We start from the raw sequence: 14,448 nt of genomic DNA, 5'->3' as shown, positions 1-14,448 counted from the left end.
ACCAGAGAAGCAGATATATCTTTAGTTAATAGCTCTTAATCGAAGTACTTGTCCAGGCTTTATGAACGGGAGTATAGCAATGGAGTCTGGGGTTAGTTGTCCGATAGTATTTGACTTTGGTTCATTAGGTAAATCGCAAGTAGCAATTGTAATTTCGCCTTGGTAACGCCCAAATAATTGGTTATCGATGAGGATGCTACCGATTGGACGAGTATTTGTAGGTATAGGCGCAATATCGATTTTTCCTAAAGCTGGGCGTGATTTCTCTAGGCGAATGAGATCGCGCGCTGGGTCCATGCGGTTGTTGTCTGGTTTTAAAAGGTGCTGTTGAATACGAGAGTCTAAGCCATTTGACAGCTCACAATCAAGTAGGATTGTTTGTTCTTTTGCAAAAGCCGCGAATTGTTCCGTTGTTTTTGTTTGTAATGATGGATCACCAATATAAACATGGTCAATACCAAGTGTTTCTAATTCGAGTGCTGCAGCAAATGGATGTGTGTGTCGATGTTTTTCCAATGTTGGTAACCCTTCAAATAATGGTTGGCGTTTTTCCTTGTCACCTGGGACGAAAGCGGCGATTTTTAGACCGTAGCTGTGTAGAAATCCATTTGTTTGCTTGAAAAAAGGAATGTCAAGGCCTGTATGTGGTTTTGGATAATAGTTGTGGAATGCTTCTACTTGTGAGATATCAATGCCAGCCTGTAAAAGCGATTTTAAAAACGATTCGTCAATCGTGCTAGCATTAAGATAGACTTTGATTTTCGTAGCGAGTTTTGCGATTTCGTCTATAGTTAAGCCGTAATCCACGCGTAAGCCTGTGACGCCAAGTTCAGTCAGCTGCTCTGCATTGCCGATATTGAGACCGATTTGTGCTAAAGATTCAGCGGAAATATCAAGAATTAGTTGCATATTATCTTTTTTTGCAGCAGCGCCAAGCCTTGTTAGTAGTTGGTGATAATTTGCGGGATTTTCTTCTGGGATATGTAGCGAACTAAAAATAAGGGAAAAACCGTTTTTAGATGCCTGCTGGATTGTTGCTTCAAAATCATTGTCTTTTGATAGATAAATGGAGATACCGAACATGGAGAATCACCGTGCTTTCTTATTGTTTTAGTCTTATTATATATTTAGTGAAATTTTATTTCAAACAAAAACCAGCTCCCATATCATTTCTGGGAAACTGGTTTTATTTTGCGTTTTTCAATAGCGATGACGAAAGGTGGATTGTTGCGTTGATTGATGAAACGATATTCTAACACATGAAACTGTTCTTGCGGAAGGGACTCGGTATAATTTAGTACCGCTGATTTTTCTGTCTGCCCCTCAGGATGGCCATGGTAAATAACTAGAATCGTAATGCCACCAACTTCAAGTAGGGATAGTGCAGCATCGATTGCTTGTATGGTTGATTCAGCCAGTGTTGTAATGGTTTTATTGCCACCAGGTAAATAACCAAGGTTGAAAATAGCGGCTTTGATTGTTTGCTCAGAGAGAAGCTCAGTCATTTTTGCGTGACTCTCATGTAAGAGTGTGACCTGATTGTTCAATTGCTTTTCTGTGAGCAACTGTGTGGTTGCATCGATAGCTTCTTGCTGGATATCAAAGCCGAATACACGACCGTTCACGCCAACTAAATCCGCTAAGAAAGCTGTGTCATGACCGTTTCCAATTGTAGCATCAACGACTGTATCGCCAGGTAAAATGATTCGGTTGAGTAGGTCGTGGCTAAAAGGAAGAATGCCTTTTAAATTCATGCGCTATCCCCGACTTTCAAAGATTTGTAAAACTTTCCTTGCCAGCTATCACGTCTAACAAGCTCGGCATCAATCGAATTGAGAACTTCCCACTTGTTCAAACTCCAAATCGGGCCAATTAAATCTTCAATGGCACCATCACCCGTAATGCGATGGATGACCATCTCTGGGGGCAGGATTTCCAACTGATCACAAACAAGGCTGACATAATCGTCTTTTGTTAAAAATTTCAGATCACCGTTTTTGTATTGCTGAACCATTGGTGTTCCTTTTAGCAAGTGTAATAAATGGATTTTAATACCTGCAACGCCACTTTCCACAACTTTTTGTACAGTTTGCATCATCATTTCCGGTGTTTCGCGCGGGAGCCCATTGATAATATGCGTACAAACACGAATACCACGAGCGTGTAGTTTTTCAACGCCTTCCACGTAACAATCGTAATCATGCGCCCGGTTTATCAGCACGCCAGTCTCGTTATGAGCGCTTTGTAGGCCAAGTTCGACCCATAGGTAAATTCGGTCATTTAATTCGGCTAGATAGTCCACAACGTCATCAGGAAGGCAATCAGGGCGTGTTGCAATGGAAAGCCCCACAACACCAGGCTCATTTAGCACTGACTCGTATTTTTTGCGTAATTCAGCAACAGGGGCATGCGTATTCGTAAACGCTTGGAAATAGGCCATATACTTACCATCTTTCCATTTCGTATGCATCCGTTCCTTAATTGCATGAAACTGGGTTTGTAAATCGTCGACTCGGTCTCCAGCGAAATCTCCAGATCCCGCCACACTACAAAAAGTACAACCGCCATGCGCCACCGTACCATCACGATTCGGGCAATCGAAGCCGCCATCTAATGCTACTTTAAAAACTTTATAACCAAAATGTTCACGCAAACAGTAATTCCATGTGTGGTACCGTTTATTATCATTCGTATATGGAAATGGATTCATCATTTGTCAAACTCCTTCAAATTGGAATTAATCATCTCCTCTATTTTATCATATTTTCAAGGGGTTGCGGAGAGGTTGTCATGTGTGATATCATATAAAAATACTTTAACTTGGTAATGTGTTAAAACGACTTGGAGGAAGAAACATGAACAAAACAAACAAGAAAATGGGTTATCTCGTATTGACATCGTTAGTAGTAGGGAACATGATTGGATCAGGAATCTTCATGTTACCGCGTCAAATGGCTTCAGTAGCAAGCCCGCTCGGTATTATGCTGGCATGGGTTTTAACAGGGGCAGGTGTTTTAATGATTGCACTTGTATTCGGGAATTTAGCTGTGCGGCGACCAGACTTAACAAGTGGTGCGCAAAGCCACGCGTATGAATTATTCGGTAGTCCAAAATTAAAAAGACTTGCCGGTTTCATTGCTGTCTGGAGTTACTGGGTCGCTAACTGGGCTGGGAATGTGTCTATTATCACCTCTTTTGCCGGTTACTTATCTGTGTTTTTCCCAATACTTAACAGCAAAGAAATTGTTTTGACAATAGGTTCCTATCAGTTAGGGCTCGGCCAATTGCTCACGTTTATCACCTGCTCGCTACTTTTATGGGGTGTTTGCCTGATTATTATTCAAGGTGTTAGTGGTGCTGGCAGGATTAATTTCATCGCTACTGCTGCAAAAATCATTGGCTTTTTCTTGTTCATCGTTGTTGGTTTATTCGCCTTCCAATCCTCAGTAATGGGTGAGTGGTATCATCCAGTTGTTGATACGAGTGGACTAGAGCATGGTTTGTTATCACAGGTGAACAGTGCGGCGATTGTGACTTTATGGGCCTTCATTGGTATCGAGTCAGCGATGATGTTTGCTGGACGCGCCAAATCTGGAAAAACTGTGCGCGCTGCAACGATTTCGGGTCTGGTAATCTCTGTTTGTCTCTACACAACGATCACAATCTTAGCATTAGGTCTCATCCCGAAATCCAAATTGCTCCATTCTGCAAGTCCATTGGCAGACGCCCTAAATGTTGTCACAGGAAGTGGAGGCTCAGCAGTTATGGCATTGCTTGCGCTAGTTTGCCTTTTCGGCTCGGCAATTGGTTGGATTATGATGAGCTCCGAAGCACCGTATCAAGCTGCTAAAAATGGGCTCTTCCTTCCATTTTTAGCAAAAACAAATAAAAACGGTACACCAGTTCTTGTCCTTATTTTGACATGTTCTGCATCCCAACTATTCATCTTTTCAACGCTCTCAGGAAATATCGCAGCAGCCTACGATTTTGTGGTTAAAGTATCAACGCTTGCATTTCTTGTCCAATATTTCATCTCGCCGTTATTCCAGCTGAAATTAACGCTGACCGGCGCAACATATGAATCAAACTCGCTAGGAAAACGTTGCTTCGATGGCTTTATTGCAGCACTTGCGTTAACATATGCCTGTTGGATTATCAAAAGCGGGACAGAAGATTGGCGTGTGTTCGTGCTTAGTATCGGCCTATTTCTCCTAGGGTTCCTATTATATCCACTAATGAAATATAAGTCGCTGACAAAATAACAATCGTTGCTTTATCCGCGTTTTTATGCTATTTTTAAGACATATTTAGGTGAGATTGGGAAAGCGAAAGAAGTGGGGAAATGATAATTGTATATCTCGTGTTGGCGATTATTTGTTTGATGGTCATCACAGCCTTTTATGGGAAAATAAACATTCGAAAACATTGGATTGGTATCGCAGCTCTTGTGCTGTTAGTCGCAATGATGGCGATTTTTTTCAGACAAACGTTTTTTGTAACGGGCAGTCCGTATCATGAAATCCATAAACAAGTTGCTTCAACAGATCTTTCGGCGGAATCGGTAAAAGGTATTAAAATCAATCAAGTGCTGTCTCCAGAGATGGAGAAAAATGATTTTAAATCGAAACCAGTATCCGATAAAAGCTTACAAAAAGAGATTAAAGTGCTCGTTCCGAAGAAAAAAGAGAAGGCAACTTATTGGATATCTATCGAAAACGCGGATAAAAATCGGGCGATACATATCGAGTATGCAAGCGATAAATTAACAACTAGTCGCGGTATCAAGTTTGGTGATTCTGTCGACAAGGTAACAAGTACGTATGGTTCGGCCTATCGTGATTTATCAAAGTCTGATCGCTACGAACAAGAGCTTGTGTATGAAGATAAAGATAATAATATCGAATTACGCTTTGGTTTTTGGGATGATAAAGTCGAAATGATTTGGCTGACATCACTAGATAAAGCGCCAATATAAAGGGTTGTCAAAGTACGGTGAATAGGCTACAATAGAGCTATTGATGAAGTAGTAGAAGAGGAGTAGTAGTGCAAATCTTGGCGTTTAGAGAGGTGACGGTCGGTGCGAGTCACACGCAAAAAGATGCATGAACTTGCCTCGGCACGCATAGATGTGGTGAAAGCCACCGTATTCTTCCGCGTTAAGGAATTGTTGAGTTGAGTGGAAACACTAATTTGGGTGGTACCGCGGGGGTTTTTGTGCCCTCGTCCCATGGCATTTTTTTGCTGTGGGATTTTTTGTTTTGTAGTAAGTATTAGAGAGGGAGTTATTAATCATGACATTTAATCACAAAGAAATGGAGCCAAAATGGCAAAAAAAATGGGAAGATGAGAAAATTTTCAAAACGACGGAGGACGCGGATAAGTCGAATTTTTATGCACTTGATATGTTTCCTTATCCATCTGGCTCAGGCCTCCATGTTGGACATCCAGAAGGATATACGGCAACGGATATTATTTCACGCATGAAGCGAATGCAAGGGTTTAATGTACTTCATCCGATTGGTTGGGATGCGTTTGGGTTGCCAGCAGAGCAGTACGCGATTGATACTGGGAATGACCCTGCTGCATTTACGGCGCACAATATAGCGAATTTTACTCGTCAAATTAAGTCGCTTGGTTTTTCTTATGATTGGGATCGAGAAATTAATACGACTGATCCGAATTACTATAAATGGACGCAATGGATTTTCACGAAACTGTACGAGAAAGGATTGGCATATGAGGCGGGAGTCGCGGTAAACTGGTGTCCAGCGCTTGGTACGGTACTTGCGAATGAGGAAGTTATCGACGGTAAAAGTGAGCGTGGCGGATATCCTGTTTTCCGCAAACCGATGCGTCAATGGATGCTTAAAATTACGGCATACGCGGATCGTTTACTAGATGATTTAGATTTGGTTGATTGGCCGGAGAATATTAAAGATATGCAACGTAACTGGATTGGGCGTTCGGAAGGGGCAGAAGTTGCGTTTCAAGTGAAGGGTAGCGATGCAAACTTTACAGTGTTTACGACGCGTCCTGATACGCTTTTTGGAGCAACGTATGCTGTTCTAGCGCCGGAGCATGACTTGGTTGATAAAATTGTGACGGCGAATCAAAAAGAGGCGGTAACGGCGTATCAAAAACAAGTTGAGCTAAAAAGTGAGTTGGAGCGCACGGACCTTGCTAAGGACAAGACGGGTGTTTTTACGGGAGCGTTTGCGATTAATCCGGTGAATGGCGAAGAAATGCCGATTTGGATTGCTGATTACGTCTTGATTCAATACGGAACTGGTGCGATTATGGCAGTTCCAGCACATGATGAGCGTGATTACGCGTTTGCAAAACAATTCCAATTGACTATAAAACCCGTTCTTGCAGGTGGAAATGTGGAAGAAGAGGCTTATACAGGTGACGGCGATCATATCAATTCGGAGTTTCTCGACGGTCTAAATAAAGATGATGCTATTGCAAAAATGATCGATTGGCTTGAAGAAAACAAAGCCGGCACGCGTAAAATTAGTTTCCGTCTGCGTGATTGGTTATTTAGTCGTCAGCGCTATTGGGGTGAACCGATTCCTGTGATTCATTGGGAAGATGGCGAAACAACAACGATTCCAGAACAAGAATTGCCACTACTTCTTCCAAAGGCAACAGAGATTAAGCCATCAGGAACGGGTGAATCGCCGCTTGCTAATTTGACAGATTGGGTAAATGTGGTCGATGAGAATGGGCGTAAAGGGCTACGCGAAACGAATACGATGCCACAATGGGCTGGCTCTAGTTGGTACTTCTTGCGCTATATTGATCCTACAAATAATGAGGTTTTAGCTGATAAAGAAAAACTTGAAAAATGGCTTCCAGTAGACGTTTATATTGGTGGCGCTGAGCACGCCGTTTTGCATTTGCTCTACGCACGATTCTGGCATAAATTCTTGTACGATATTGGTGTAGTACCAACGAAAGAACCATTTCAAAAGCTGTTTAATCAAGGCATGATTTTAGGTGATAATAATGAGAAGATGAGTAAATCTCGCGGCAATGTTGTTAATCCAGACGATGTGGTGGAGCAATATGGTGCTGACACGCTACGCCTTTATGAAATGTTTATGGGGCCGCTTGAAGCATCGATTCCATGGAACGCAAATGGTTTAGAAGGAGCGCGCAAGTTCCTAGACCGCGTTTGGCGTTTGTTTATTGAGGAAGCGACTGGTGAAATAAATGCTAAAATTACACCAGATGCTAATCTTAATCTTGAAAAATCTTATCATCAAATGGTGAAACTGGTCACAGAGCATTACGAAAATATGCGTTTCAATACTGGTATTTCGCAATTGATGATCTTTATCAATGATGCTTACAAAGCGACAACGATTCCGAAAAACTATGTAGAAGGCTTCGTTCAACTACTTTCACCGATTGCGCCACATTTAGCAGAGGAACTATGGAGCCGTCTCGGTCATGCTGAAACGATTGCTTACGAGTCATGGCCAACATTTGATGCTTCAAAATTGGTAGAAGATGAAGTGGAAATCGTGTTGCAAGTTAATGGCAAAGTGAGAGCAAAAGTCACAGTAGCTAAAGACTTAAGCCGCGAAGAGCTAGAGCAAATCGCTCGAGCTAACGACAAAATTAACGAAGAGATTACTGGAAAAACTGTCCGCAAAGTCATCGCGGTACCAGGTAAATTAGTAAACATTGTAGCGAATTAAACGATATATATAGTCCTCTTAACTGAAAATCTGGTTAGGAGGACTTTTTTGTTTTTAAAGAAATTCTAAAGGTTTGTTTTTTGTCAATTTCGTGTCATAAATGTATGGTATGATGGAAAAAACGAACTACTAGGATGATGAACAATGAATGTATTAATTGCAGATGATCAAAAAGATATGTTGAAAATTTTGTGTGCTTATTTTGAAAAAGAGGGCTTTACTGTTTTTCAAGCGGAAAACGGTGAGGAAGCTTTAGAGATATTTTATCGTGAAAAGTTAGATTTAGCAGTATTAGATTGGATGATGCCAGGTATGAATGGCGTGGAAGTATGCAAGGAAATGAAGGCATCAGGTTCAGTGAGAGTGATGATGCTGACGGCAAAAAGCGAGGGTGAAGACGAATGTTACGCACTAGAAGCTGGAGCAGATGATTACGTGAAGAAACCATTTTTTCCGAAAGCATTACTCGTCCGCGCGAAGAATTTAACTGGCTTTCAGAACTGTTTTGAGGTGGCAGATATCACGATCGATACATATGCCAAGAAATTATTTAAAGCAGGTGCGGATATTAATGCCACGAAAAAGGAATATGAATTGATGCGTGTTTTGCATCAAAATAAAGGCGCGATTTTGAATCGGAATCAGCTGTTAGACATTGTTTGGGGCATTGATTACGAAGGTGAAGAGCGCACAGTAGATACGCATATTAGACGACTTCGCGAAAAGATTGGTGATGGTCTGATAAAAACACATCGAGGGATGGGCTACAGTATTGAGGCTGGAAATGAGTAAACTTGGCAGAAAACTAACATGGCGTATTTCAGCAGTCGTGATTGGTGTTTTTGCGCTATCCATGCTCGTGAATCAATTTTTTCTACCTAAATATTATCATTATGAGATGAAACAGAAAGTGACGCAAGCAATGAAAGAGGTCGATCGGTGGGATAAGCTACAGATCGAGAATGACTTAGGAATACTGGAAGCGAAATATGACGTGACAATTGTTTCAGAGCGAATGAGTAATAATGTGGATGATCTTAATGAAATGCTGCGATTGGACCTAGCTCAGAAACGTATTGCGCTAAATCGTTTTTGGATAACTGGCGAGACGCTGGAGGAACTAAAAAAAGGCGCAATTATTACTAAGCTTTACGACCAAGGGAAGCAAAAATCAAGTTTTCTAGTGAGTCTGAATGAGAAGGACGGCTTGCTAATTATGGCGGGAGTTTCGATTGCATATTATGATGAAACGGCAAAAGTCATTAATGAATTTAATTTGATGCTGATGTTGTTCGGATCCATCTTAGTTGTTGCCCTAACTGGCTTTTTATCCCGAAAAATCACGAAGCCATTGGAAGAATTAAAAATTGTGGCGAATCAGATTTCGAAATTGGAATTTGAGAAAGTGACGGTGGAAACAAAGGATGAATTAGAGGATTTGGCGATGAGTATTAACGTGATGAGTGATGATTTAAAGAAAGCCCATCATGCCTTACTTCGTAGAAATAAAGATTTGAAATATTTTATGGCTGATTTAACGCACGAATTGAAAACACCGCTCGCTCTAATCAAAGCCTACAGTATGGGTATTCAGGATGGTTTGGACGATGGAACTTACATGGCAACAATTGTGAAGCAAACCAACCATATTTCGGCGATTATTGAAGAATTATTGCGCTTCTCAAAAATGGAAGTTGACCCACTTCGTTTGGAAAAAATCCAAGTTCGGAAGCTATTCGATGAGCTACTCGCAAATTATCAAGAGACGACGGAAATGGAGATTCGTATAAAATCAGAAATCAGCCCAGAAATGAGTATTTTGGCGGATAAAGCTAAACTAGAGATGGTGTTCAATAATTTAATTACGAATGCAGTAAAATACGCGACAACGAGACAAATCAAAATCGAATGGGCAGAGCGGGATAATCAAATTTATTTTGCAATTAAAAATGAAACGACGATTGTAAGCCAAGAAACGTTAGGTCATATTTGGAAGCCATTCTATGTAAGAGAAGCCTCACGAAATAAGAATTATTCAGGAACTGGGCTAGGGCTTGCAATTGTGCAAACGGTGATGGAGCAACATGAATTTAAATATGGTGCCATGATTGATGAAGGTTGGATTACATTCTATCTTATTTTTGATCGATCGGACTAAGTGAGAGGAGGACAAGCATGAAGACAAAAAATATTATAGCAAGTGTCGTGCTTGTTTTCGTTCTCGTAATCTTGCTTATTTTACAAATATGGCAGACCGACCAAACGACACAGATACAAACAGTAACTAAAATACAGATAATGAGAGGTTAAGGCGATGAAAAGAGAGACATTTATTTTTATATTGGGCGTACTAGCGGCATGTGCATTGGTATTTCATTTCTATGATCAGCATCAGCAACGTGTTGCCATGATGGATATGATTAAAGAAACAGCAAAAAAACATGATATACCAGCTTGGATTCCACTCTCGATTGCTGAAACAGAAAGCAGTTTTGATCCTAAAACGGTTGGTGATGCTGGAACTTCTTACGGTTTATTCCAGCTTCATCGCGGTGGTTTGGCTCCAGAAGAAATGACGGATGATGAATTATTGAAACCCGAAGAGAACATCGAAATCGCGATTACAAACATGACAAGAGCTTATGATCGCGCTCAGGTGAAAGGCCTTGAGGGAATTCAGATGCTAACCTATATTGCCAATACTTCTGGCTGGCCAACCCAACGTGGAACAGACTGGACGGACCAGAATACGAATTATAATAAAAAACTCGCAAAAAATTTCAAGAAACATGTTAAAGTAACAGAGATAGCAGCAGTAGTAGAGTAACAACGAAAAGCGTCTTAGCGTATCGGTTAAGGCGTTTTCTACGCTTATTTTTGAAATTTTATTTCATTATTTTAAAATAATTATTGAAATTTAATTCCGTATGCGTTACAATAAACACATGAAAGAGGTGTTCTTATGTTAGAGAATTTATCCACGGAAAAAAGAAATGAAAAAACGACATCTTTAGATACGCTTACGGTGAAAGAAGCATTGCAGATTATGAATGAAGAAGATGCAAAAGTTCCAGTGGCCATTGCGTCAAATTTGGTATCGATTGAAACCGTTATCAATGGTGTGATTGAGAGCTTTAAAAAAGGTGGACGTCTGATTTACCTAGGGGCTGGAACAAGTGGCCGGCTCGGTGTTCTTGATGCCGCGGAATGTGTGCCGACATTTGGAGTACCCGCAACAATGGTTGTAGGTTTAATTGCAGGTGGTGAGAAAGCGTTTTTACAAGCAGTTGAAGGTGCGGAAGATTCGGCGCTTTTTGGTAAGGAAGATTTACAGAGTATTTCTTTGACGGCGAATGATTTTGTCTTAGGAATCGCTGCGAGTGGGCGTACGCCTTATGTGATTGGTGCACTTGATTATGCCAAGGAAGTCGGCGCGAAAACAGGCGCTTTATCTTGTAACACGAACGCCGCGATTTCAGCTCATGCGGATACGGCGATTGAAGTAGATTGTGGTCCAGAAATTTTGACAGGATCAACACGTTTGAAAGCAGGAACGGCACAAAAATTAGTGTTAAATATGATTTCGACGGTTTCGATGATTGGAATCGGGAAAGTATATAAGAACTTGATGGTTGACGTGATGCCGACGAATGAAAAATTGGTAGAACGCTCAAAGCGCATCATCATGGAAGCAACAGAATGTGATTATGAAACAGCAGAGCAACATTTTGAATTAGCAGGACAACATGTAAAAACAGCAATTGTCATGATTTTAACGAATTCAGACCTTGCGACAGCCACGGAGAAATTAGCATCAGCGGATGGTTTTATCAGACGCACATTAGACTAAAGGGAGGCAATAGAAATGAGTAAAGAACAAGATTTAGGCCAAAAGATTTTTGAAGAAGTCGGCGGTATCGGAAACGTTTCTAAAATCGCGCATTGTATGACTCGCGTGCGCTTAGGTATTAAAGATACAGATAAAGTCAACGTAGAAGGATTAAAAAAAGCACCAGGTGTTCTTGGTGTTGTAGAAGATGATACGCTCCAAATCATCGTTGGACCTGGTTTCGTGAATAAAGTGGCAGGTGCAATGTGTGAAATGGCGGGTGTGAAAATGGGAGAAACATTGCCGGAGAATTTAGATAAAAATTTGACACAAGCAACTGCTAAGACTGGTAAAGAATTAGTAGAAGAAAAGGCAGCTGCAACAAAAGCTGAACTGAAAAAGAAACAAAATAATACATCTGGATTCAAACGTTTATTGAAATCTATTGCGAATATCTTTGTGCCGCTAATTCCAGGCTTTGTTGGTGCCGGTTTAATCGCGGGTATTGCAGCAATTATGTTTAATAATATTCAAGCAGGTAACCTAGATGCTGGGACATGGATGCAATATGTTACAGTTTTAAACGCTATTAAAAATGGTATTTTTTCTTTCCTTGTTATCTATGTTGGTATTAATACGGCACAAGAATTCGGTGGAACGCCAGTACTTGGTGGAGCCGTCGGTGGTGTGACGTTACTTATGGGTGTAACACCAGAATTGCCAATAAAGAATATTTTCAATGGTAGTGATATGGTTGCTGGACAAGGCGGTATTATCGGCGTACTTTTGGCTGTTTACCTGCTTTGTGTCTTGGAGAAATTTTTGCGTAAGTTTATTCCAAACTCGCTAGACATTATTTTAACACCAATGCTAGCTTTGTTAATTATTGGTTTGTTCACGATTTTCATCATTATGCCATTTGCTGGCGTTATTTCAACAAGTTTAGTAGGAAGCATCAACTGGATTATCGCAAAAGGTGGATTGTTCGCTGGATTCGTTCTAGGGACGCTATTCCTGCCAATGGTAATGCTTGGGTTGCACCAAGTTTTGACTCCGATTCATGTTGAAATGATTGCCCAAGATGGTTATACAATCTTACTGCCAATGCTTGCTATGGCAGGCGGGGGACAAGTCGGCGCGTCAATTGCAATCTGGATGCGTTGTCGTAAAAATAAGCCTTTAGTTACGATGATTAAAGGTGGTTTGCCAGTAGGTATTCTAGGTATTGGTGAACCGTTAATCTACGGTGTTACTGTTCCGCTTGGTCGTCCATTTATCACAGCATGTCTTGGCGGCGGTATCGGGGGAGCAATTATCGGCTTCTTCGGTAATGTTGGTGCTATCGCAATCGGTCCATCTGGTGTAGCGCTAATCCCGCTTATCGCTAATAACACATGGTTTGAATATGTTATCGGCTTACTAGCAGCATATCTTGGCGGTTTCATCTTAACATATCTATGGGGTGTTCCAAAAGATGCAATGGAAGCAGTAGAAGAATAATACAAAGTTATAGCCTAAGCCAAGTAAAGCTGGTGAGAAACGCTTGATTTGTGTAAAGTAACATTTTCGTCTTACTCAACAAATGGGTAAGGCGATTTTTATCTTGTGCGGAGTTCTATCCAACTTCTTTGTGAGATAGACCAGCTCCATGCTATAATAAATATATGGAATTTATTCGAAGGAGGCGGCAACGAACATAATGGGAAGCGTAATTAATCGAATTCAAGGTATTCTGGAAGAACTGCCGAAATCAGAGGCAAAAGTGGGGCGCGCGATATTAGCTGATCCTAGCAAAATTGTAAAAATGTCGATTCATGAATTAGCTGAAAATTCTGGTGCAAGTGGCGCTGCGGTGATTCGTTTTTGTCATTCGATGGGGTTAGAAGGTTTTCCCGAGTTAAAAATGAAGTTGTCTGTTGAACTTGTAAAACCAGAGAAGACTGGCTACTATGACATTGAACCGAACGAAGAGTTTGAAGAAATTACACGAAAACTAGTTTCAAATACAGTGCAAACACTAAATGATACAGTGGGGCAATTGGAAAAAGAGAAAATAATGCAGGCATGCGAGATGTTATATAAAGCTGATACGATTTATGCATACGGCGTCGGTGCATCGTGGCTGATTGCTGAGGACATTGCACAAAAGTGGATGCGTGCTGGGAAACATGCGATTGCGATTGCCGATCCCCACATTTTAGCTATGGCTTTTGCTGCAGGATCTAAAAATGCGGTTTTCTTTGCGATTTCGAATAGCGGTGAAACGAGCGAAGTGCTGCAATTGGCCGATGAGGCGTTGAATAATGGTCTAGAATTACTTAGTTTGACACGTTTCGGACAAAATAAATTGAAACAGCGAGCGGCGATTTCGCTTGAGACATCACGCGCACCGGAAACAGAGCTTAGAAGTGCTGCAACGAGTTCAAGACAAGCACAGTTTTTGGTGATTGACATTTTATTCTATTTCTACGCTTCGCATCACTATGAGGAGATGATTGAGCAGATTAGAACATCACGAGAAGCAACGAATCGTTTTAGGGAATCGTGAGTCTATTACTACATAGAAAGCAAGCACAGAAAAAGACTTGACTTTGTATCTGATATCCGCTAATATAGGATTTATATTAATGAATGCATGGATGAAGAGTAAGTAGCATGATGGATGTTTAAAGAGAGCTGATGGTTGGTGTGAATCAGTAGCAGAAATAATGTGAATGGACTTCGGAGCAACTAAACTGAACGGGAATTTCCTCAGTAGGAGTTAGCGATTAGGCCTTATCGTTACACAAGGCACCCCATAGTTCATGTGGGACTAAGTGAATCGTTTTTTCGATTAATAAAGGTGGCACCACGGGTCTCCCGTCCTTATCTAATTTTATTAGATATGGATTGGGGGGCCCTATTTGTTGTTGT

General features: G+C 41.0%; 13 protein-coding genes and 2 other annotated features. Of the genes, 10 read left to right on the top strand and 3 right to left on the bottom strand.

Translation table 11 applies throughout. The features are described from left to right. Window positions 1–21: 21 nt before the first annotated feature. From R8925_RS09020 to mnmL, 3 genes are all read right to left on the bottom strand, one after another. Window positions 22–1,083: a MupG family TIM beta-alpha barrel fold protein gene (locus R8925_RS09020; RefSeq protein ID WP_430535563.1), complete on the bottom strand. Its 1,062-nt coding sequence runs from the start codon at window positions 1,081–1,083 to the stop codon at window positions 22–24. A gap of 83 nt (window positions 1,084–1,166) precedes the next feature. Next, window positions 1,167–1,754: a tRNA 5-(aminomethyl)-2-thiouridylate-methyltransferase MnmM gene (gene mnmM / locus R8925_RS09015; protein WP_430535562.1), complete on the bottom strand. Its 588-nt coding sequence runs from the start codon at window positions 1,752–1,754 to the stop codon at window positions 1,167–1,169. Then, entirely contained in the window at window positions 1,751–2,713 is a 963-nt protein-coding gene (gene mnmL, locus R8925_RS09010) for a tRNA modification radical SAM protein MnmL/YtqA (protein ID WP_430535561.1), read from the bottom strand. Before mnmL ends, mnmM begins: the two co-directional genes overlap by 4 nt. A gap of 142 nt (window positions 2,714–2,855) precedes the next feature. Here mnmL and R8925_RS09005 point away from each other — a divergent pair, with 142 nt between their 5' ends. The 10 genes from R8925_RS09005 (at window position 2,856) to R8925_RS08960 (ending at window position 14,083) form a co-directional block, all read left to right on the top strand. Next, the gene (locus tag R8925_RS09005; protein ID WP_430535560.1) at window positions 2,856–4,262 is read left to right on the top strand and encodes an amino acid permease; all 1,407 of its coding nucleotides are present in this window, start codon (window positions 2,856–2,858) and stop codon (window positions 4,260–4,262) included. Between the two features lie 80 nt (window positions 4,263–4,342). After that, window positions 4,343–4,975: a hypothetical protein gene (locus R8925_RS09000; protein WP_430535559.1), complete on the top strand. Its 633-nt coding sequence runs from the start codon at window positions 4,343–4,345 to the stop codon at window positions 4,973–4,975. A gap of 42 nt (window positions 4,976–5,017) precedes the next feature. Next, window positions 5,018–5,231, top strand: a binding site (T-box leader). 60 nt (window positions 5,232–5,291) lie between these two features. After that, window positions 5,292–7,706, top strand: a complete 2,415-nt coding sequence (gene leuS / locus R8925_RS08995) for a leucine--tRNA ligase (RefSeq protein ID WP_430535558.1) — start codon at window positions 5,292–5,294, stop codon at window positions 7,704–7,706. A 144-nt stretch (window positions 7,707–7,850) separates the two neighbouring features. After that, window positions 7,851–8,498, top strand: coding sequence for a response regulator transcription factor (locus R8925_RS08990; protein ID WP_430535557.1), 648 nt, complete (start codon window positions 7,851–7,853; stop codon window positions 8,496–8,498). Then, a complete protein-coding gene (locus R8925_RS08985) occupies window positions 8,491–9,864 on the top strand; it encodes a sensor histidine kinase (protein WP_430535556.1) in 1,374 nt (457 codons plus the stop codon). The genes R8925_RS08990 and R8925_RS08985 overlap by 8 nt, the downstream gene beginning before the upstream one ends. Window positions 9,865–9,881: 17 nt before the next feature. After that, a complete protein-coding gene (locus tag R8925_RS08980; protein WP_430535555.1) occupies window positions 9,882–10,016 on the top strand; it encodes a hypothetical protein in 135 nt (44 codons plus the stop codon). A gap of 4 nt (window positions 10,017–10,020) precedes the next feature. Further along, the gene (locus R8925_RS08975; protein WP_430535554.1) at window positions 10,021–10,533 is read left to right on the top strand and encodes a transglycosylase SLT domain-containing protein; all 513 of its coding nucleotides are present in this window, start codon (window positions 10,021–10,023) and stop codon (window positions 10,531–10,533) included. Window positions 10,534–10,668: 135 nt separating this feature from the next. Then, the gene (gene murQ, locus R8925_RS08970; RefSeq protein ID WP_430535553.1) at window positions 10,669–11,556 is read left to right on the top strand and encodes an N-acetylmuramic acid 6-phosphate etherase; all 888 of its coding nucleotides are present in this window, start codon (window positions 10,669–10,671) and stop codon (window positions 11,554–11,556) included. 15 nt (window positions 11,557–11,571) lie between these two features. After that, window positions 11,572–13,035, top strand: coding sequence for a PTS transporter subunit EIIC (locus R8925_RS08965; RefSeq protein WP_430535552.1), 1,464 nt, complete (start codon window positions 11,572–11,574; stop codon window positions 13,033–13,035). A gap of 199 nt (window positions 13,036–13,234) precedes the next feature. After that, window positions 13,235–14,083 carry a MurR/RpiR family transcriptional regulator gene (locus tag R8925_RS08960; RefSeq protein WP_430535551.1) on the top strand — a complete coding sequence of 283 codons (849 nt, stop codon included), beginning with the start codon at window positions 13,235–13,237 and terminating at the stop codon, window positions 14,081–14,083. A gap of 79 nt (window positions 14,084–14,162) precedes the next feature. Beyond that, window positions 14,163–14,405: a binding site (T-box leader), on the top strand. The last annotated feature ends 43 nt before the right edge of the window (window positions 14,406–14,448 follow it).

Origin of the sequence: Listeria rocourtiae subsp. hofi (assembly GCF_963575615.1) — a bacterium.
GTDB lineage: Bacteria > Bacillota > Bacilli > Lactobacillales > Listeriaceae > Listeria_A > Listeria_A hofi.
The sequence above is the reverse complement of the archived record's forward strand: the minus strand, read 5'-3'. Positions and strand labels throughout refer to the sequence as shown.

Excerpts from the sequence above, each read along its gene's own strand:
- R8925_RS09020 (WP_430535563.1), bottom strand. The coding sequence starts at position 1,083 with ATGTTCGGTATCTCCATTTATCTATCAAAAGACAATGATTTTGAAGCA.
- mnmM (WP_430535562.1), bottom strand. The coding sequence starts at position 1,754 with ATGAATTTAAAAGGCATTCTTCCTTTTAGCCACGACCTACTCAACCGA.
- mnmL (WP_430535561.1), bottom strand. The coding sequence starts at position 2,713 with ATGATGAATCCATTTCCATATACGAATGATAATAAACGGTACCACACA.
- R8925_RS09005 (WP_430535560.1), top strand. The coding sequence starts at position 2,856 with ATGAACAAAACAAACAAGAAAATGGGTTATCTCGTATTGACATCGTTA.
- R8925_RS09000 (WP_430535559.1), top strand. The coding sequence starts at position 4,343 with ATGATAATTGTATATCTCGTGTTGGCGATTATTTGTTTGATGGTCATC.
- leuS (WP_430535558.1), top strand. The coding sequence starts at position 5,292 with ATGACATTTAATCACAAAGAAATGGAGCCAAAATGGCAAAAAAAATGG.
- R8925_RS08990 (WP_430535557.1), top strand. The coding sequence starts at position 7,851 with ATGAATGTATTAATTGCAGATGATCAAAAAGATATGTTGAAAATTTTG.
- R8925_RS08985 (WP_430535556.1), top strand. The coding sequence starts at position 8,491 with ATGAGTAAACTTGGCAGAAAACTAACATGGCGTATTTCAGCAGTCGTG.
- R8925_RS08980 (WP_430535555.1), top strand. The coding sequence starts at position 9,882 with ATGAAGACAAAAAATATTATAGCAAGTGTCGTGCTTGTTTTCGTTCTC.
- R8925_RS08975 (WP_430535554.1), top strand. The coding sequence starts at position 10,021 with ATGAAAAGAGAGACATTTATTTTTATATTGGGCGTACTAGCGGCATGT.
- murQ (WP_430535553.1), top strand. The coding sequence starts at position 10,669 with ATGTTAGAGAATTTATCCACGGAAAAAAGAAATGAAAAAACGACATCT.
- R8925_RS08965 (WP_430535552.1), top strand. The coding sequence starts at position 11,572 with ATGAGTAAAGAACAAGATTTAGGCCAAAAGATTTTTGAAGAAGTCGGC.
- R8925_RS08960 (WP_430535551.1), top strand. The coding sequence starts at position 13,235 with ATGGGAAGCGTAATTAATCGAATTCAAGGTATTCTGGAAGAACTGCCG.